Annotated in this window: 17 protein-coding genes; 8 read left to right on the top strand and 9 right to left on the bottom strand. The window is 65.7% G+C overall.

The genetic code is table 11. The features are described 5' to 3' along the window. Nucleotides 1–7 precede the first annotated feature (7 nt). On the bottom strand, nucleotides 8–391 hold the full coding sequence (locus CO669_RS21585; RefSeq protein ID WP_097661949.1) for an Hsp20/alpha crystallin family protein: 384 nt from the start codon (nucleotides 389–391) through the stop codon (nucleotides 8–10). A 177-nt stretch (nucleotides 392–568) separates the two neighbouring features. Further along, complete coding sequence (locus CO669_RS21580; protein WP_097661948.1) at nucleotides 569–1,132, bottom strand: YciE/YciF ferroxidase family protein; 564 nt, start codon at nucleotides 1,130–1,132, stop codon at nucleotides 569–571. 146 nt (nucleotides 1,133–1,278) lie between these two features. On the opposite strand from CO669_RS21580, the gene CO669_RS21575 reads away from it, so the two are divergent. The 3 genes from CO669_RS21575 to CO669_RS21565 all read left to right on the top strand — a co-directional run bounded on the left by CO669_RS21575 (nucleotide 1,279) and on the right by CO669_RS21565 (nucleotide 4,512). Next, complete coding sequence (locus CO669_RS21575) at nucleotides 1,279–1,905, top strand: MarC family protein (RefSeq protein ID WP_097661947.1); 627 nt, start codon at nucleotides 1,279–1,281, stop codon at nucleotides 1,903–1,905. Nucleotides 1,906–2,062: 157 nt separating this feature from the next. Then, the gene (locus CO669_RS21570) at nucleotides 2,063–2,716 is read left to right on the top strand and encodes an L-fuculose-phosphate aldolase (RefSeq protein ID WP_198964166.1); all 654 of its coding nucleotides are present in this window, start codon (nucleotides 2,063–2,065) and stop codon (nucleotides 2,714–2,716) included. An 8-nt stretch (nucleotides 2,717–2,724) separates the two neighbouring features. Continuing rightward, nucleotides 2,725–4,512 carry a chloride channel protein gene (locus tag CO669_RS21565; protein ID WP_097661946.1) on the top strand — a complete coding sequence of 596 codons (1,788 nt, stop codon included), beginning with the start codon at nucleotides 2,725–2,727 and terminating at the stop codon, nucleotides 4,510–4,512. Nucleotides 4,513–4,524: 12 nt separating this feature from the next. On the opposite strand, the gene CO669_RS21560 is transcribed toward CO669_RS21565, so the two are convergent. After that, nucleotides 4,525–4,770, bottom strand: coding sequence for a DUF2798 domain-containing protein (locus CO669_RS21560; protein ID WP_097661945.1), 246 nt, complete (start codon nucleotides 4,768–4,770; stop codon nucleotides 4,525–4,527). Between the two features lie 290 nt (nucleotides 4,771–5,060). Here CO669_RS21560 and CO669_RS21555 point away from each other — a divergent pair, with 290 nt between their 5' ends. The 4 genes from CO669_RS21555 (at nucleotide 5,061) to uraD (ending at nucleotide 9,154) form a co-directional block, all read left to right on the top strand. After that, nucleotides 5,061–5,474: a hypothetical protein gene (locus CO669_RS21555; protein WP_198964165.1), complete on the top strand. Its 414-nt coding sequence runs from the start codon at nucleotides 5,061–5,063 to the stop codon at nucleotides 5,472–5,474. 1,437 nt (nucleotides 5,475–6,911) lie between these two features. After that, entirely contained in the window at nucleotides 6,912–7,325 is a 414-nt protein-coding gene (locus CO669_RS21545) for a DUF3830 family protein (protein WP_097661944.1), read from the top strand. Continuing rightward, nucleotides 7,326–8,261 carry an allantoinase PuuE gene (puuE, locus tag CO669_RS21540; RefSeq protein WP_097661943.1) on the top strand — a complete coding sequence of 312 codons (936 nt, stop codon included), beginning with the start codon at nucleotides 7,326–7,328 and terminating at the stop codon, nucleotides 8,259–8,261. Nucleotides 8,262–8,266: 5 nt separating this feature from the next. Next, nucleotides 8,267–9,154 carry a 2-oxo-4-hydroxy-4-carboxy-5-ureidoimidazoline decarboxylase gene (gene uraD / locus CO669_RS21535; RefSeq protein ID WP_097661942.1) on the top strand — a complete coding sequence of 296 codons (888 nt, stop codon included), beginning with the start codon at nucleotides 8,267–8,269 and terminating at the stop codon, nucleotides 9,152–9,154. Here the strand turns inward: uraD and CO669_RS21530 are convergent. Further along, complete coding sequence (locus tag CO669_RS21530) at nucleotides 9,151–11,877, bottom strand: molybdopterin-dependent oxidoreductase (RefSeq protein WP_097661941.1); 2,727 nt, start codon at nucleotides 11,875–11,877, stop codon at nucleotides 9,151–9,153. The two genes, uraD and CO669_RS21530, sit on opposite strands and share 4 nt — an antisense overlap. Beyond that, entirely contained in the window at nucleotides 11,874–12,698 is an 825-nt protein-coding gene (locus CO669_RS21525; RefSeq protein WP_097661940.1) for an FAD binding domain-containing protein, read from the bottom strand. The genes CO669_RS21530 and CO669_RS21525 overlap by 4 nt, the downstream gene beginning before the upstream one ends. A gap of 148 nt (nucleotides 12,699–12,846) precedes the next feature. Here CO669_RS21525 and CO669_RS21520 point away from each other — a divergent pair, with 148 nt between their 5' ends. Further along, nucleotides 12,847–14,199 (top strand): 8-oxoguanine deaminase, encoded by a 1,353-nt coding sequence (locus CO669_RS21520; protein WP_097661939.1) that lies wholly within the window; start codon nucleotides 12,847–12,849, stop codon nucleotides 14,197–14,199. A gap of 102 nt (nucleotides 14,200–14,301) precedes the next feature. Here CO669_RS21520 and CO669_RS21515 read toward each other — a convergent pair whose 3' ends face one another. The 4 genes from CO669_RS21515 to CO669_RS21500 all read right to left on the bottom strand — a co-directional run bounded on the left by CO669_RS21515 (nucleotide 14,302) and on the right by CO669_RS21500 (nucleotide 19,022). Next, complete coding sequence (locus CO669_RS21515; protein ID WP_198964164.1) at nucleotides 14,302–15,378, bottom strand: BMP family ABC transporter substrate-binding protein; 1,077 nt, start codon at nucleotides 15,376–15,378, stop codon at nucleotides 14,302–14,304. A 75-nt stretch (nucleotides 15,379–15,453) separates the two neighbouring features. Further along, entirely contained in the window at nucleotides 15,454–16,371 is a 918-nt protein-coding gene (locus CO669_RS21510; RefSeq protein ID WP_097661937.1) for an ABC transporter permease, read from the bottom strand. Then, the gene (locus CO669_RS21505; protein WP_097661936.1) at nucleotides 16,358–17,449 is read right to left on the bottom strand and encodes an ABC transporter permease; all 1,092 of its coding nucleotides are present in this window, start codon (nucleotides 17,447–17,449) and stop codon (nucleotides 16,358–16,360) included. Before CO669_RS21505 ends, CO669_RS21510 begins: the two co-directional genes overlap by 14 nt. Next, nucleotides 17,433–19,022: an ABC transporter ATP-binding protein gene (locus CO669_RS21500; protein ID WP_502694500.1), complete on the bottom strand. Its 1,590-nt coding sequence runs from the start codon at nucleotides 19,020–19,022 to the stop codon at nucleotides 17,433–17,435. Before CO669_RS21500 ends, CO669_RS21505 begins: the two co-directional genes overlap by 17 nt. Nucleotides 19,023–19,149 lie beyond the last annotated feature (127 nt).

Here is a 19,149-nt window from a genome sequence, read left to right as displayed (position 1 = left end):
ATCGACCTCAGGATTTGGCGAGGCGCAGAGCGACGCAGCCGTCCATCACGAAGCGGCTGATGGCGTAGCGGCCGAGCGGTAATGCAATGCGGCGCTCAAAACGCCCCTGCGGCAGCTCGAGCCGGTGGATGCGGGCGTTGCGAAGCTCCGGCGGAAGGGTGCGCTGACCGGAGATGACGAGCACGCCGTCATGAATGAGCGTCTCGACATTGTCCGGATTGACGCCGGGAAGCGCGACCAGGATCAGGAGCTCGTGCTCGGTTTCCAGCACGTCGATCGGCGGCTCCCAGCAGGCGTCCTGGCGGCCGAACTGCTGGCGCAACCGGTCGGCGCGGGTCAGCGAGTCCAGGGCTTCGGACAGCATCCAGTCGAGGGGATTTTTCGGTTGCATGTTGGGGGCTCGGGGGTGGGAAAGCCTGCATATGGGGCTGGTTCCCGGGAAATCCAGTGCGCTGGCGCTGACGTGCCATGCGCCGTCGTGCGATCCAAAAACAAACGTCGCTCCACGGGCCCAAACGGCAACGCCGCGGCAGGGCCGCGGCGTTTCGTCCTCGTCAACGCGCAGGGATCAGGCCGCGGCGCGGTACTCTTCTTCCGCCTCGAGGTTGATCACGGACGTCGCGAGCTCGGTCAGCGCATGATCGGTCGCCTCTTCCTCGTCGAGCGTCGCCTGAAGCAGCCTTGCCGCGTCCGGCATGCCGAGCTCCTCGGCCCAGGTGCGCAAGGTGCCGTAGCGGGAGATCTCGTAGTGCTCGACAGCCTGGGCGGCCGCGAGCAGTCCTGCATCGAGCGCCGGTGCGCCCTTGAAGTCCTTCATGATCTCGGCGCCCTCATCGGTGATGCCGTTGATGGCCTCGCAGGGCTTGCCGCGCGCCGGCTTGCCCAGCATCTTGAAGATCTGCTCCAGGCGCTTGACCTGGCCCTGGGTCTCGCGCAGGTGCTTGTTGAAGGCCGCCGTCAGATCCTTCGAATGCGCGGCCTTCGCCATCTTCGGCAGGGTCTTGATGATCTTGTTCTCGGCGAAATAGATGTCCTTCAGCGTCTCCAGAAACAGGTCGCTGAGCATCTTCGGCGCCTGACGCGGTCGGCGCGCTGCGGTCTTCTTGGTCGTGCGTTTCTTCGCTTTAGCCATACATCCTCCTCATGAGGTGACACGGGAAGGCATCTCCTTCCTCAATCCTCAGGCGATCAAGCATCGGGATGGTCAAATGTTCCTCGCGAAGACGGGCGCGAGCGGCTATGGCTTGCCGCCTGTGCCCACGCCCGAGACGCCGACCCATGCTCGACTTCGCCCTGTCCGCTTTCGTGACGCTGTTGCTGGTGGTCGACCCGGTCGGCCTCGCGCCGGCGTTTCTCGCGGCCACCGGCGGCATGTCCGACAAGGTCAAGCGCATGATCGCGCTGCGCGCGCCGCTGATCGCGGCCTCGATCCTGGTGGTGATCGCGCTGGCCGGAAACTGGCTGCTGCGCCAGCTCGGGATCGGCATTCCGGCCTTCCAGATCGCCGGCGGGCTGCTGCTGTTCGGCGTGTCCTACCAGATGATCTTCGGCGATCGTCCGCATCGCGAGGCCCGCGAGGCCGACAAGGCGACCTCCGAGCACGCCTCCGACGTCGCGGTGTTCCCCCTGGCGATCCCGATGATGGCCGGTCCCGGCGCGATCGCGACCACGCTGCTGCTGTCGGGAGATGCCGGCTACGGGACGAAGCTCGCGATCATCATCGCGGTCGTCGTCTCGGTCTGCCTGATCTGCATGCTGTGCTTCGTCTCGGCCCACCTGATCGCGCGCACCCTGGGGCGCACCGGCAATGCCGTGCTCTCGCGCGTCCTCGGCATGCTGCTCGCGGCCTATTCCGTGCAGTTCGTGATCAACGGGATCGCCGCCGTCCGGGCCAGCCTGTCATAGGGCTGCGACATCAAGTGAATCCATTGATTTTGCCGTCCATTTCGTGGTTTGGCAGGAGCCTCGCCGGGACGGCGCCGGATCCGGGCCGCTTTCGCTTGCACAGCCATGTTGCTTTGACGTACTTCCGTTCTAACAAGTCGATCGTCGGGAAATCGGGATGTCGATGACAGCGGACGAGCTCGCCAAGAGACAGGCCATTATCGACGCGTGCCGGCGCATGAACGCGCTCGGCATCAATCAGGGCACCTCGGGCAACATCTCTGTCCGGCATGTGGACGGGCTCCTGGTGACGCCGACCAGCGTGCCCTATGAGGCCATGACGCCGGACCAGATCGTCTTCATGACAATGGACGGTGCCCACGCGCCCAACCAGAAGCCGTCGAGCGAATGGCGCTTTCATCGCGACATCCTGAAGTCGCGACCCGACGTCAACGCCGTCGTGCACGCCCATCCGGCCTATTGCACCATCCTGGCGATCATGGGCATGGAGATTCCGCCGGTGCACTACATGATCGCGGCGGCCGGCGGCGACAGCATCCGCTGCGCGCCCTATGCGACCTTCGGAACCGCGGAGCTGTCCGAGCATGCGGTGCGCGCGCTGGAGGGCCGGCTCGCCTGCCTGCTCGACCATCACGGCATGATCGCAATCGGCAAGACGCTGGACAAGGCGATGTGGCTGGCCGTCGAGGTCGAGACGCTGGCGCGGCAATATCACGGCTGTCTCCAGATCGGAAAGCCGCCATTGCTCCCCAGCGACGAGATCGAACGGGTCCGCCAGCGCATGGCCGGTTACGGACTGTCGGAAGGTTAGGGCGGGCGGTGTTCGCGCGGATCAGACATCTCACCGATCGCAAGGGATCCAACCGCGTCATGGTTCGGCTGCGCGCGCTGTTGCGCAGCAACGAGTTCTATCTCATCCCGCTCGCACTGGTCATCGGCGCGCTGGCCGGCGCCATCGTGACGCTGATGGCCGAGATCGCGCAGATTGCCCATATGGTCATCTACGGCATTCCGGTCGACGTCCGCCTCTCTGCCAACGCCCGGGTCAGCCCCTGGGCGGCACTGATCGCGCCTGCGCTCGGCGGGCTGGCGCTCGGCATCATGGAATGGTCGCGGCGGCGGATGAAGATCTCGAGCGCGGTCGACCCGATCGAGGCGAACGCGCTGCGCGGCGGCAATCTGTCGATGCGCGACAGCGTGGTGGTGTCGAGCCAGACGCTGATCTCCAACGGCTGCGGCGCCTCGGTCGGCCTCGAGGCCGGCTACACCCAGATCGGCTCTGGCGTCGCCTCGCTGTTCGGCAAGTTCTTCAATCTGCGCCGCAACGATCTTCGCCTGATGGTCGGCTGTGGCGCTGCCGCGGCGATCGCGGCGGCGTTCGGCGCCCCGATCACCGGCGCCTTCTATGCCTGCGAGCTGATCGTCGGCGTCTATTCGGTCGGCAGCGCGGCGCCGATCCTGGCCGCCTCGCTCGCCGGCGCGCTGACCGCGCAATGGCTCGGCGGCGCGCCATACTCGCTGGAGATCCCCAAGGTCAGCGCCGTCGGCGTCGAGCAATATCTGGCCCTGATCGGGCTCGCGCTCGTCACCAGCGGCGTCGGCATCGCCGTGATGCGCTCCTCGCCGAACTTCGAGCGCCTGTTCGCCTGGCTGCCGGTCTGGCTCCGCCCGGTGGCCGGCGGCCTCATCGTCGGCGGCTTTGCGATCATCACCCCGCAGGTGCTGGCGGCCGGCCACGGCGCCATGGTGCTCGATCTGTTTCACGAGATGACGATCGGCCTGATCGCGCTGATCATCGCCCTGAAGGTCACGGCGTGCCTGATCTCGCTCGCCTCGGGCTTCCGCGGCGGTCTGTTCTTCGCTTCATTGTTCGTCGGCAGCCTGATCGGAAAGTTCTTCGCGGCAGTGCTGCTCCTGATCAGCCCGAACTTCGTGATCGATCCGCTGGTCGCGATGCTGACGGGCATGGCGACGCTCGGCGTCGCCATCGTCGGCGGTCCCCTGACCATGTCCTTCCTCGTGCTCGAGATGACGCGCAATGTCGACGTCACCGCCGTGGTGCTGGCCGGCTGCATCGTCACCTCGATCTGCGTCCGCTTCATGTTCGGCCATTCCTTCTCGACCTGGCGCCTGCATCTGCGCGGCGAGACCATCCGCAGCGCCAACGACGTCGGCTGGCTGCGCAACCTCACCGTCGAGCGCCTGATGCGCTCGGACGTCGGCAAGGTGCCTTCGACCACGACGATCGCCGCGGTCCGCCGCGAATTCGTGCTGGGCTCGCGGCCGGGCGTCGTCATCGTCAACAATTCCGACGAATATGTCGGTCTCGTCCTGCTGCCCGATCTGTTTTCCAGCGACCTCGATACCATCGCCGACGACATCCAGGTGATCGAGCTCGCCCGCCTGATCGACATCGTGCTGATCCCGGAAATGAACGTGAAGTCGGCGATGGCGGTGTTCGACGAAGCCGAGGCCGAGATGCTGGCGGTGGTGGATTCCACCGACAGCCGCAAGGTGGTCGGCTTCCTCACCGAAAACTTCGCCCGCCGCCGCTACGTCGAGGAGATCGACAAGGCGACGAGGGGCGTGCTGGGCGCGCTGTCCTAAGGCGCAGGCCGTCTACCGGCCCGGTTGAGGCGGAGCCGCGACGAGGCAGGCCACGATCCGGCGGACCAGCGGCAGCACCAGGAGCAGGGTCGGGAAGGCGACGGGCCAAGACAGGCCGCAGGCGCCTGGCCAGGTCGCCGGGAATGCCGGGGTTGGGCCGAGGCTCCGCAGCGTCGAAATGACCGACACGATGGCGGTGATGAGGATGGACAGCACGATCGGCGCATAGCGCGCCGGCAGTTTGCGAACCAAAGTCATCTGGCTTCTCTTGGAAAAGGACGCTCGATCACGTTGAACCCTGCAAATGGCACCGATCCCGACGGCGTCGGTTGATGCCTTGGTTCACGTAAAACGCTTACGGCAGCCGGAAAACGGCGCGGCTGTTCATTATCCGCTCAGGTTGGATGGTCCAAGCTGGGACTCGGCCGTTCGGTTTACAATCGTTCAAAGCGTGGCAGATTGCCGCGATCGGAAACCGTTTCAGTGGTTTGTGCGTTACACGATGTTTGCTTACTCAATTTCTTTGGCGAGAACAGAGGAAGATCAAGATGAGTGATGGACCGATGAAATCCGTAGCCGGCCGAAATGCGGTCCTGGCCGCGTTCGCAAGCGTGGCGCTGCTCGCAACCTCAGCGTCGCCCTCGGCCGCGGCGTCCGCGGGGGTGGGCCCGGCGGTGTCGGCAAAGGCTGCGGCCGTGAGCCAGGTTTCCTCTGATGCCACCGACTTCAGCGCAGCCCGGCGTCGTTATTACCGGCGCGGACCGAATGCCGCAGGTCTCGCCTTCATGGGCGCCGCCGCGGGTATCATCGGCGGGGTGATCGCCGAGCAGCGGCGCCGTGACTACTACGAGAATCGCTATTATTACGGCCCGCGGCCTTATTACGGCGGTCCCGGCTATTACGGTGGCGGCGGCTATTACGGCGGCGGCGGTAGCCCGTTCTATTACGATCCTGGCTACTGATACGGGCCGCACTGAGCGGTCGTTTTCGATCTGCGCGGCGGGAATGGCGCAAACAGGGCGGCACGAGGTGCCGCCCTTTTTTGATGTGCCGGTCTTCTCGATGTCCTTGTAGCCCGGGTGAGCGAAGCGATACCCGGGGCCGCTCCTCCGGCATCTGACGCTGTCCCGGATCTCGCTGAGCCTGTCATCGGACGGCGCCTCGCGCCGATCCGTTGGCCCGTCCGGGCAACGCCCCGTGCCTGTGTCGCCCCCTGTCAATCCACTCCGCCAAAAATATTCCACTTTACCGAAATTCGGTTTTGGCGCATATATCGTCCATCCCGGCTCACCAGGAGGGGCGATCATGCTGGTCGTCACGATCGCGAGCCGGGTTTGCGGTGGACGCGGCAGCGTCGGCACGAGATGGGACGGGCAGGGCGGGTAGTCCCTGTGAGCCCGGTTCCCGCGTGCGGACGAACGGCGCTGCTAGGCTCGTTTCGTCTGTAAGTTTCCGGCTTCGTCGACGGGGCTCGGGAAAACTGCGGCGAGAGGGCGGGCCGTGCGTACGGCAAAACCGTGTGGTCCTGGCCGTCGTTGCTACGGTCAAGCCGGATCGAAGATGTGCGCGAGCCCAACCGGGCAGACGGCATCATGCAATTCGAGCGGCGAGGGAGGCCAGAGGGAAAGTTCGGCTCCCGGGAGAGCACGGCATAAGCCGTCCAGCCACTGCGCAGGGAAGGCCGAGTGATCGGCACCACCTGTATGCTGCTGTGCGGTCTCCTTTGCGCATCATTCGCGCAGCGGACCGCGGGTGCGTTGTCAGCACCCGGCCTTCCCTGCGCCCTCTTGGATTTAGAGGGTGAGAGACGAAGCAAAGCTCGGGCGAATTGAGCCGCGAGGCTGCGAACGCATGTCTGCAAGCCGAGCTGCGTGCCACAAGCTCGATGTCGTAGGGTGGGCAAAGCGCAAGCGTGCCCACGTCCTGTTGCTCATGGAGGAAGATCGTGGGCACGGCGCAGTGCGCCTTTGCCCACCCTACGGCCCTTGCGCACAGGGCGAGGAATAACAGTGTCGCGATGACGAGGAGACAGCCAGCGCCACCCACCACTCTCGTGCTGCAGAGCCGGGACACGCGAGGGCGGCGATGCCTTCTGCTCCATCATCGCGAGCCGACGGCTCTTGCGAAGGCGGCGGCACATGCCGGTCAAATATTCAGCAATCGTGCCCTCTGGCATCAATGGACTTCTATCCGTCAATCCGCTTCAATGAGCCGACCACGCGTGGAGGCCGCAGCGGGCGGAACTTGAGGTGCTGCGACCGAGCCTTGAGACGCCTGGGCCGCATTTCCGCTGATCCTGCGCTCGCTCGCAATGCGCGGCCCTGCCTCTTGCGCGAAACGGCCGAGAGTGCTCTTTGCTTGAGGGCTTTCCGGGGGCAGCCCCGATCCAGAGAAATGAGATGAGCAAGCTCGTTATCCGCGCCGGCGAATTCACCTTCGATGCTCGCTTCGAGGAGCAGCTGGCACCGAAGACCGTCGCCGCCTTCCGCAAGGCGCTGCCGTTCGAGAGCCACATCATCCACGTGCGCTGGAGCGGCGAGGGTGTGTGGATGCCGCTCGGCGACCTCGACTTCGGCGTCGGCTACGAGAACCACACCAGCTACCCCGCGCCCGGCCAGATCATTCTTTATCCCGGCGGCATCAGCGAGACCGAGATCCTGCTGGCCTACGGCGCCGTGCATTTCGCCAGCAAGATGGGCCAGCTCGCCGGCAACCATTTCATCACGCTGACCTCGGGCCTGGAAAATCTCGCCACCCTCGGCAAGAGCGTGCTGTGGAAGGGCGCCCTGCCGATCCGCTTCGAGGAAGTCTGAGTGACTGAACCACGCTACCCCCGCGATCTCCGCGGCTACGGCCGCAACCCGCCCCACCCGGAATGGCCCGGCGACGCGCGCGTCGCGGTGCAGTTCGTCGTCAATTTCGAGGAGGGCGGCGAGAACAACATCCTGCATGGCGACCGCGCCTCGGAAGCCTTCCTGTCCGATGTGCTCGGCGCGCAGCCCTGGCCGGGCCAGCGCCACGCCAATATCGAATCCATGTTCGAATACGGCTCGCGCGCCGGCTTCTGGCGGCTGTGGCGGATGTTCACCGCGCGTAATTGGCCGACCACCGTGTTCGGCGTCGCCACCGCCTTGAAGCGCAATCCCGAGATTGTCGCGGCGATGAACGAGGCGGGCTGGGACATCGCCAGCCACAGCCTGAAATGGATCGAGCACAAGGACATGACCGAGGCGCAGGAGCGCGCCGAGATCGCTGAATCCATCCGAGTCCATACCGAGGCGACCGGCTCGCGTCCGCTCGGCTGGTACACCGGCCGCTCCTCGATCAACACCAACCGTCTGCTGATGGAGGAGGGCGGCTTCCTCTATCTCTGCGACTCCTACGCCGATGATCTGCCTTATTGGGTGAAGGGTGCGAATGGGAAGCAGCTCGTCATTCCCTATACGCTCGACGCCAACGACATGCGCTTCATCAACCCGCAAGGGTTTGCCGAAGGCGAGCAGTTCTTCACCTACCTCAAGGACGCCTTCGACGTGCTCTATGCCGAAGGCGAGACGGCGCCGAAGATGATGTCGGTGGGACTGCACTGCCGCCTCGCCGGGCGGCCCGGCCGCGCCGCGGGCCTGATCCGCTTCCTCGACTATATCGGCAAGCATGAACATGTCTGGGTGCCGACCCGATTGCAGATCGCGCAGCATTGGCACGACAAGCACGCGCATCTGGCTTCCGACGCATTCGAGATCGGGTGAGGGCGATGCCGAAGATCTCGCTCGTCGAGCTCAACGCTGCAAGCAAGGCGGATTTCGTCGCCGTGCTCGCCAATGTCGTGGAATATTCACCGTGGATTGCCGAGCAGCTTGCCGAGAAACGGCCGTTCGCCGGCGTCAACCAGTTGCACACGGCGCTGATGACGGCGATTCAGAGCGCCGACCCCGAGGTGCAGCTGGCGCTGATCCGGGCGCATCCCGATCTCGCCGGCAAGACCCAGCGCGCGGCGGGGCTGACGGCCGACTCGACCGATGAGCAGAACAGCGCCGGCCTCGACCGCCTGTCGGAGGCCGAATACGCGGCATTCGAGCGCGCCAACAATGCCTATCGGGACAAGTTCGGCTTCCCCTATATCGTCTGCGTGCGCCGTCACACCAGGGATTCCGTGCTGCGCGATTTCGAGATCCGGTTGCGCAACATGCTCAAGACCGAAACGCGGCGCGCGATCGAGGAGATCGGCCGCATCTCCGCGCTGCGGCTCGACCAGCTCGTCGTGGCCGAGGACAGGCTGAAGGTGCACGGCCGCCTGTCAACCCATGTGCTGGACAATCACATCGGCAAGCCCGCGGCCGGCATTGCGGTCGAGCTGGTCGAGCTGGCAAATCTCGGCGAGAGCCGCGTGATCACGCGCGCCGTGATCAATGCGGATGGCCGCACCGACGAGCCGCTGATTGGTGGCCGGCCGCTGCCGATCGGCCGCTACGAGCTCAGATTCGGCGTCGGTCGATATTATGCCGAGCGCAGCGTGCCGATGGCCGATCCGCCGTTCCTCGACGAAGTCCCGCTGCGCTTCGGTATCAGCGCGCCGGAAGATCATTATCACGTGCCGCTGCTGATCACGCCGTGGAGCTATTCGACCTATCGCGGCAGCTAACCGCCGAACTTGTCGAGCAGCGCCGGAAACAGCCGGTCCGGCTTGAACGGCGGCGCGGTGAAGCGGATGCCGGTGGCGTCAGCGATGGCGTTGCCGAGCGCGGCGGCGACCGGATTGTACGGGCTCTCGCTCATGGACTTCGCGCCCAGCGGCCCGATCGTGTCGGACGTCTCGGCGAAGAACACGTCGGTGCGCGGAACGTCGGCGAACGAGGGCAGGTGGTAGTCGCGGAATTTCGGGTTGGTGACGCGCCCCTCGGCGTCGATCACCATCTCCTCGTAGAGCGCAGCGCCAAGCGCCTGCGCAACGCCGCCCTCGATCTGACCGCGGCACTGCATGGGATTGGCGACGACGCCGGCATCGGCGGCATGCACGCTTCTGAGAATCCTGAGCTCGCCGGTGCCCTTGTTCACGGCGACGCGAAAGCCCTGGACGTTGAAGCCGACCGAACGCGGCGTCCCGGCGGAATCGCCGTTGCCTGCGAACCGCTCTCCGCGTTCGCGTGCGAGCTTTGCCAGCTCCGCAAACGGCATGCGTCGGACCCCGCTGACGACCGCATTGTCCTCGAGCACGCAGGTGCCGGCGTCGCACAGCCACGCATCGGCGGCGGCCGCCTTCAGCGCGGCCGCAAGCTGCATGGAAGCCGCATGAGTCGCCTTGCCTGCGACGAACATGCCCGCGCTGCCATAGGCGCCGGTGTCGTGGCCGCCGTGGGCCGTGTCGGACTGCCGCAGATGGATCCTGTCGACGGTGGTTGCCAGGGTTGTCGCGGCGATCTGCCGGTGCACCGTGCTGGTGCCGTTGCCGAACTCGGCGGTGCCGACGGTGAGCGCGAAGCCGCCGTCCTCGCCGAGCGCGATCGTGGCGTCGGCGAAGTGCCCGGCCGGCGGCGCCGTGTCGATCATGGTCAGCGCGACGCCGTCGCCGATCAGCCAGTCCGGCGACAGCTCCGGCCGAGGACCATCGGCTTGCATCGCGCGCTCGACGAGGTCGAGGCATTGGTCGAGCCCGTAGGAGCCGTAGAGCACGTCGTGAAATTCGGACGGCGGCGGCGACAGCATGGGATCGCCGGGCCTGACGATGTTGCGCCGGCGCATCTCGTAGGGGCTGAGGCCGAGCTGCACTGCCAGCTCGTCGATCGCAGCCTCGATCGCAATCTGCGATTGGGGCAGACCGTAGCCGCGAAACGCGCCCGCCGGCACCGTGTTGGTGTAGACGGCGTAGCCGTCGACCCGCTTGTTCGGACAATTGTAGACGGCGATGGATTCGGACAACGAATGAAACATCACGGGCCCGGCATGATTGCCGTAGGCGCCGGTGTTGGAGAGCAGGTCGAGCTGCAGCGCGGTGAGCTTGCCGTCGGCATCGGCGCCGGCCCTGATGTGGATTCGCATCGGATGGCGCGTCGAGGTCGCGATGAACTGCTCCTCGCGGGTCAGCTCCAGCTTCACCGGGCGTCCGGTCTTGAGCGTTGCGAGCGCCAGGACATCCTCGACGAACATCTCCTGCTTGCCGCCGAAGCCGCCGCCGACGCGCTCGCAGAACACGCGGACCTTGTCCAAGGGAAGCTGGAAGATGTCGGACAGCGCGCGCCGGGTCAGGAACGGCACCTGCGTCGAGGTGCGGACATTGAGCACGCCCGCCTCGTCGAGCCAGGCGAGGCCGCCATGCGTTTCCAGCGCCGCATGCTGCACGCGATGGCTGTGGAAGGTCGCTTCAAAAGTGACGGCGGACGTCGCGAGCGCGGCCGCGACGTCGCAGAACTCGCCATGCGTCTCCGCCGCGAGGTTGCGCTGGGGATCGGCGATGCGGTTCGCAATGGTGCGATCGGGATGAATGATCGGCGCGCCCGGCGCCATCGCCTGTTCAGGGTCAATCAGCGCGGGCAGAATCTCGTAATCCACCTTGATACGCCGGCAGGCCTCCTCGGCGGCGGCTTCGCTCTCGGCGACGACGGCGGCGACCTTCTGGCCGATGAAGCGGACGACGTCGTCGAGGATGCGGGTGTCCTCGGGGTCCATCCAGTCCTTCTCGTGCCGCGCGGTCGAGATCAGGACCTTCGGCGCGTCCTCGTGGGTCAGGACCGCATGCACGCCAGGCACGTTCAGCGCCCCGGACTTGTCGATCGCCACGATCCTGGCGTGGGCGTGGGGAGAACGGAGCAGCTTGATGTGAAGCAGGCCCTCGATTGCGGTATCGAACGTGTAGCGCGCTTTGCCGCGGACGATGTCGGGGCCTGCCGGCGCCGGGAGGCTGCGGCCGAAGGCGGCGCCGGGCTCGACGCTCGTCTCGACATTGGTTTTGCCGAGCAGCGCGTCCTCGATGGCGCGATAGCCGGTGCAGCGGCAGATATTGCCCTTCAGCGCAGAGCCGAGATCGGTGCGCTGAGCCTGGTCCAGCGAGGCGCAGGTCAAGATCATGCCGGCGGTGCAGAAGCCGCATTGAAAGCCTTGCGCGTCGAGGAAGGCGTGCTGCATCGGATGCGCGCCGTCCTCGCCGCCGAGCCCTTCGATCGTGGTGACGGTGTGCCCGTGGGCGCGGAAGGCCGGGATCAGGCAGCTATGCACCGGCTCGCCGTCGAGCAGCACCGTGCAGGCGCCGCAATCACCGGCGTCGCAGCCCTTCTTCACGCCGAAATGGCCGAGCTCACGCAGGAACGTGCGCAGGCACTGGCCGGCGCGCGGCTCCTGCGCAAACGACTTGCCGTTGATTTCGAAGCTCACCGCATCGCTCCCTGGAGCTCGCCGCGAATCTCCTCGGCAAGCCGCAGCGTCATGTGCTTGCGCCAGAGCGGCTGGCCGTGGATGTCGGTGTGGTACAGCTCGTCCGTGATCTGCTGCGTGATGGCGTCGTGCAAAGCATTCGCATCGGGAAGCTTGCGGAAGGCCAATCGGATCGGCCGCACCGTGGATGCGGTGACCGTCAGCGCGAGCGTGCCGTCAGTATCGCGGCTTCCGATCAGCAACGCCGCCGAGCGGCCGACCGGCGCCAGGGAGATCTGGCGAAAGGCCGTGCGGCGCTTCAGCGCAGCGATCGGGATGTCGATCTGCCGGATCAGGTCGCCCGGCGTCAGGCGATTGCGCTGGTTGCCGGTGACGAATTCGACCACGGGAATCCTCTGCTCGCCGCCGCCGGCCTTCCAGATGGTACAGACGCCGTCGAGCGCCGCGGTGAGCGAGATCATCGGTCCCGCCGGCAGCGACATGCAGAGATTGCCGCCGACCGTCGCGGTCTTCCATATCTTGAACGAAGCAAGGAAAGCCCGACAGCACTGGCTGATCAGCGGCGCGGCCAGCCAATCGGGCGGGCAGGTGAAGCCGTCGAGCTGCGCGACGGTGCAGGTGGCGGCGATCGACAGATGGCTGTCGGTGCTGGTCAGTGCCGGCCATCTCAGGTCGGTCAGATCGATCAGCCGGCGCAAATGGACTTGTGGCTCCGAGAACAGCCAGGTGCCGCCGGCGAGCCAGGCGTCGCCGGCCGTCCAGGCCGGCAATTGCGCCCGTGTTTGCGGATGGGCCACGGTCGTGATGGTGTTCAAATCCATGGCTGCGCCAACGCTTCCGCAGGTGAATCGTGATGATGAGTCTTGCAAGACCGGAGCCAAGTCGCAACAAACAAGTCGTGGCGCGAGGGTGATCGGGCCGTTGACCTGGCTTGCCTGTCGTTAGCGGATGTGAAGGAGGAGCGGGATCATGGCCGATACAAAGCCGATCTGGATCAGGGATCCCCTGGCCATCCATGCCGACGGCGCGGGGCGCGGGATCGTGGTCAAGGAGGGCCGGATCGTCGAGCTCGTGCCGGCCGGAGGTATGCCTGCAACGGCGGATGTTGTGGTGTTCGATGCGAGCGACCATGTCGTGCTGCCGGGCCTGATCAACACCCATCATCATTTCTACCAGACGCTGACGCGGGCGCTGCCGGCTGCGATGGACCGCGAGCTGTTCCCCTGGCTCCAGGCGCTCTATCCGGTCTGGGCGAAGCTGACGCCTGATGCGCTCGAGCTCGCCGTCACCGTGGCGATGTCCGAGCTGCTGCTGTCGGGCTGCACGACGACGACCGACCATCATTACGTCTTCCCGGCGGGGCTCGAGGACGCCGTGGATATCGAGGTCGGCGTGGCAAGACGGCTCGGTGTGCGCGTGCTGCTGACGCGCGGCTCGATGAATTTGTCGCAGCGCGACGGCGGCCTGCCGCCCGACAGCGTCGTGCAGGACGAGGACACGATCCTCGCCGATAGCGCGCGCGTGGTCGCAAAGCACCATCAGCGCGGGGCGGACGCGATGGTGCAGATTGGGTTTGCGCCATGCTCGCCGTTCTCGGTGACGACCTCGCTGATGCGCGCCACCGCCGATCTTGCCGAAAAACTCGACGTGCGCCTGCACACCCATCTCGCCGAGACCGAGGACGAGAACGAATTTTGCCAGCAGAGATATGGCTGCCGCCCGCTCGACTATCTCGAACAGTGCGGCTGGCTCAATGCGCGCACCTGGCTCGCCCACGGCATTTTTTTCAACGCCGACGAGATCAAGCGGATCGGCAAGGCGAGGACGACCATCAGCCATTGCGCGTGCAGCAACCAGATCCTGGCGTCGGGCTGCTGCCCCGTGTGCGAGATGGAGGAGGCCGGTGTCGGCATCGGGCTCGGCGTCGACGGCTCGGCGTCGAACGACGGCTCGAACCTGATGCAGGAGGTCCGCGCCGCCTTCCTGCTGCAGCGGGCCCGCTATGGCGTGGGCAGGGTCAGCCACAAGGACGCGTTGCGCTGGGCCACCCAGGGATCGGCGGCCTGCGTCGGCCGGCCCGAGCTTGGCGCGATCGCCGTCGGCAAGGCGGCGGACCTTGCGCTGTTCAAGCTCGACGAGCTGCGCTTCTCCGGCCGTGGCGATCCCCTGGCCGCGCTGGTGCTGTGCGGGGCGCATCGGGCCGACCGGGTGATGGTGGCGGGGAAATGGGTCGTGATCGACGGCGCGATTCCCGGTCTCGATGTCGCCGATCTCATCCGCCGCCACGGTTCCGCGGCGCGGGCGATGCAGGCGGGCTCGTGACGAATTGAAGGAGGGGGCGACCACAAGTGCCGGGTGCTTCTGGCCACCCCCTCCGAACCTCCTCCGGGAGGAGCAGGTGAATTGGGTAAAGCAAGAAGCGTGCTACTTGCCCGGCAGCTTGTCGTCGATGCCCTTCACGTAGAAATTCATGCCGAGGATCTGCCCGTCGTCGAGGTGATCGCCGCCCTTGCACTCGACCGGTTTGCCGTCCTGCCCAACGATCGGGCATTTGAACGGATGCAGCTTGCCCGAGATGATCGCGGCCTGGGCATCCTCCGCCATTTTCTTCACCTCGTCGGGCATGTTGGTATAGGGCGCCATCGCGAACATGTGGCTGTCGAGGCCGCCCCAGCTGTCCTCGGACTTCCAGGTTCCCGCGAGCTCGGCCTTGACGCGCTCGATGTAGTAGGGGCCCCAGGTGTCGAGGATCGAGGTCAGCTGGGTCTTGGGCCCGAACTTGATCATCTCGGAGTCCTGGCCGAAGGCGAGCTTGCCGCGCTCGCTGGCGATCTGCATCGCGGCGGGCGAATCCGTGTGCTGCATGATGATATCGGCGCCCTGGTCGATCAAAGCCTTGGCGGCGTCGGCCTCCTTGCCCGGGTCGAACCATGTATTGGCCCAGATGATCTTCACCTTGATGTTCGGGTTGATGGTCTGCGCGGCCAGCATCGTCGCATTGATGCCGGAGACGACCTCCGGAATCGGGAACGAGCCGATATAGCCGAGCACGCCGGTCTTCGACATCTTGGCCGCGATCAGGCCCTGGATGTAGCGGCCCTGCCACCATTTGGCCGAGTAGGTCGACATGTTCGGGTTACGCTTGTAGCCGGTGGCGTGCTCGAAATGCACGTTCGGATATTTCTTGGCGACCTTCAGCGTCGGGTCCATGTAGCCGAACGATGTCGTGAAGATCAGCTTGTTACCGGCGCGGACGAGCTGCTCGATGGAGCGCTCGGCGTCGGGGCCTTCGGGCACGTTCTCCAGATAGGTGGTCTCGATCTTGTCGCCGAGCTCCTTCACCAGCGCCAGGCGCCCCTGATCGTGCTGGTAGGTCCAGCCGAGGTCGCCGATCGGGCCGAGATAAATGAAGCCGACCTTGAGCTTGTCGGCGGCGGAGGCTGCACTGATGCTCCCTGCAAGCAAGAGCCCGGCGGCCAACGCAAGAAGTGATTTGCTCATCATCGATCTCCAAACATCAGGGGAAAGCCACGATCCGAACGCGTGCGCCCCATCGCGCGCGTTTCGAAAATGAATTCAGCGGTCAGGCACGAACACGGTGCCGAGCGCGGCGGGCGCGGTCGAGCCGCCGCTGCGCGCGCGGGAGATCAGCACCAGGACGACGACCGTTGCGAGATAAGGCAGTGCCGACATGAACTGCGAGGGAATGCCGACGCCCCAGCCTTGGGCGTGCAATTGCAGGATCGTCACCGCGCCGAACAGATAGGCACCGACCACGAGCCGGCCCGGCCGCCAGGACGAGAACACGACCAGCGCCAGCGCGATCCAGCCGCGGCCCGCGGTCATGCCGGGGATGAAGAACGGGGTATAGGCGAGCGGCAGATAGGCGCCGGCAAGTCCGGCGCAGGCGCCGCCGAACATCACGGCGAAGGTGCGGATGCGCAGCACGGGATAACCGAGCGCGTGCGCGGAGGCGTGATTGTCGCCGCACGCGCGCAGGATCAATCCGGCGCGCGTGCGGTAGAGAAACCACGAGACACCGATCACGAGGGCGATGGAGACGTAGACGAAACCGTCCTCGCCGAACAGCACGCGGCCGAACAGTGGGATGTCGGTGACGCCGGGAATGTGGAGATGCGCCGCCGGCGTGATGCGCTCGCCGACGAAGCCGGCGCCGATCAATCCAGACAGCCCGACGCCGAGAATGGTCAGCGCAAGACCCGTCGCGACCTGGTTGACGGCGAGGCCGAGCGCCATCAATGCGAAGATCAACGACATCAATGTGCCCGCGGCGATGCCGAACAGCGCGCCGATGAATATCGATCCGGTGAGCCAGGCGCCGGCAAAGCCGCAGGCCGCGCCGACGATCATCATGCCCTCCACGCCGAGATTGAGTACGCCGGATCGCTCGGTGACGAGCTCGCCGGTCGCCGCGATCAGCAGTGGCGTCGACGCGGCGAGCACCGAAAGGATGATGGCCTCAACCAGCTCCACGAGTCACCTGTCGATTGGGGAAGACCAGCTTGAATCGATAGAGGATCAGGGAATCGCAGGCGAGCACGTAGAACAGCAGGATGCCCTGAAAGACCTTGGTGACATCCAGCGGGATCTTCATCGCGATCTGCGCCTGCTCGCCGCCGATGAAGGTCAACGCAAGGAAAAGGCCCGCGACCAATATTCCGAGCGGGTTCAGCCGGCCGAGGAAAGCAACGATGATCGCCGTAAAGCCGTAACCCGGAGAGATGCCGGGCTGGAGATGGCCGATGGGACCTGCAACCTCGATGATGCCGGCGAGGCCCGCGAGCGCGCCTGATATCGCGAAGGTGAGGATGACCAGCCGATCGGCTTTGAAGCCGCCAAACCGCGCTGCACGGGGCGCTGCGCCAACGACGCGGATCTCAAAACCCTTGATGGTTCGGCCGAGCAGGATTGCGGCGGCCGCCACCACGAGAAGCGCGATGATCGAGCCGAGATGGAGCCGACCGCCCTCGATCAGCAGCGGGACCGTCGCGACGGGATCGAACTCGGCCGTGGTCGGGAAGTTGAAGCCATGCGGGTCGCGCCAGGGGCCGCGCACGAGATAGTCGAGGAAGAGGTCGGCAACATAGACCAGCATCAGGCTGGTCAGGATCTCGCTGGCACCGAACCTCACCTTACAGATCGCCGGGATCAGCGCATAGAGCGCACCAGCCGCGGCAGCAAGGATGAGCATGGCGGGCAACACCCAGGCCCCGGCGTCGGTGCCTTGCGTCCTCACCGCGATCCAGCTTCCGGCGACCGCGCCGATCAGGAATTGCCCTTCGGCGCCGATGTTCCAGGCTTTGGCGAGGTAGCACAGCGACAACCCGATCGCGATCATCACCAGCGGTGTCGCCTTCACCGCGATCTCCTGAAGCGAATAGCCGTCGGTCAAGGGCGCGATGAAATAGGCGTGCAGGGCAAGGAGCGGATTCTTGCCGAGGATCGCAAACAGAATGACCATGGTCGCGATGGTGAGGCCGACCGCGATCAGCGGCGAGACCAGCGCGATCGTGCCGGAGCGCTCGGCGCGCTTCTCAAGCACCAACTGCATGCACGGCCTCCTGCGGCTCGAGGCTGCTGCCGCCCATGAGAAGGCCGAGCTTTTCGCGCGTCGCCTCGCTGGCTGCAAGCGGCGCCGAGAGCCTGCCGTGGAACATCACGGCGATCCGGTCGGCAATCTCCGCGAGCTCGTCGAGGTCCTGGCTGGTCACGAGCACGGCGGCGCCTGCAGCCGCGAGATCGAGCAGCGCCTGGCGAATGACGGCGGCGGCGCCGGCATCGACGCCCCAGGTCGGCTGACTGACAACCAGCACCGCGGGATTGCGCAAGATCTCGCGCCCGACGATGAACTTTTGCAGATTGCCGCCGGAGAGCGATGCGGCCTCAGGATCGCGCTTGGCCTTGCGGACGTCGAACGTCTCGGTCGCGAGGTCGACGGTCTTCAGTGCGGCGGCACTATTGATGAAGCCGCGACGGACCATGCCGCTCGCGGCGTGTCCGGTCAGCAGCGCGTTCTCGGAGAGCTTCATGCGCGGCGCGGTGCCATGGCCGAGCCGTTCTTCGGGGACGAACGCCGCGCCCAGCCTGCGCCGCTGCGTGATCGAAAGTCGGCCGGCGGCGATGCCTTCGATCACCACGGTGTCCGGGTGCTTCGACAACCGCTCGCCGGAGAGTGCGGCGAACAATTCGTCCTGGCCGTTGCCGGCGACGCCGGCAATACCGAGGATCTCGCCCCCCCTCAGCTCGAAAGAGATATGATCGAGCCGTACGCCGTGCGCCTCGCCTGGTTCAAGCGAAAGATCGTTGACGACGAGCCGCGGTACGGTGGTCTTCCGGCTGGAGGCCGCGTTCACCTCCCTGATCTCACCGCCGACCATCATGCGCGCGAGGGAGGCTGCGGTCTCGCGCCGGGGATTGCAGGTCTCGACCTTCCTGCCGCCGCGCAGGATCGTTGCGGTGTCGCAGAGGCGCTTCACCTCGTCGAGCTTGTGGCTGATATAGAGGATGGCGCGGCCTTCGGCCTTGAGGCGCTCGAGCACGATGAAGAGTTGATCGGCCTCCTGCGGTGTCAGGACTGCGGTGGGTTCGTCCAGGATCAGGAATTTCGGGTCTTGCATCAAGGCGCGGACGATTTCGATGCGCTGGCGTTCGCCGACCGACAATTGCCAGACCTCGCGCCGGGGATCGAGCGGAAGGCCGTAGGTCTTCGACACCTGTGCAAGCCGCGCCGATATGTCCTTGAAGGACTCCTTGCCGTCGAGACCGAGCGCGACGTTCTCGGCGACGGTGAGATTGTCGAACAGCGAGAAGTGCTGGAACACCATGCCGATGCCGCGCTTGCGCGCATCCGCAGGGCCGGACAGCACGATAGGCTGCCCCTGCCAATGGATCTCGCCGGCGCTGGGTTGGACCAGGCCGTAAATGGCCTTGACCAGCGTCGACTTGCCGGCGCCGTTCTCGCCAAGCACCGCGTGGATCTCGCCGGGCCTGATATCGATGTCGATGCAATCGTTGGCGAGGAAATCGCCATAACGCTTGGTGAGCCCGATCGTCCGCAACAGCGGGGACTTGCCGGAATTCAGGCCGTCAGGTGTCGAATCCAACATTCGCAGATGCGCTTGCATGGTGAAGTGACCCAATAGTGGTCTAGTTTGAACCCCGGCGTAAGGTGTGAAAATGCGTCATCCCTTGCTCAACGCTTCGGCGGGCGGGCGGTGCCTGCGGCCGGGTAGCCGGCTTGCGTCCGTGCGC

The sequence above is a fragment of the Bradyrhizobium sp. Y36 genome, assembly GCF_002531575.1.
Taxonomy (GTDB): domain Bacteria; phylum Pseudomonadota; class Alphaproteobacteria; order Rhizobiales; family Xanthobacteraceae; genus Bradyrhizobium.
The sequence above is the reverse complement of the archived record's forward strand: the minus strand, read 5'-3'. Positions and strand labels throughout refer to the sequence as shown.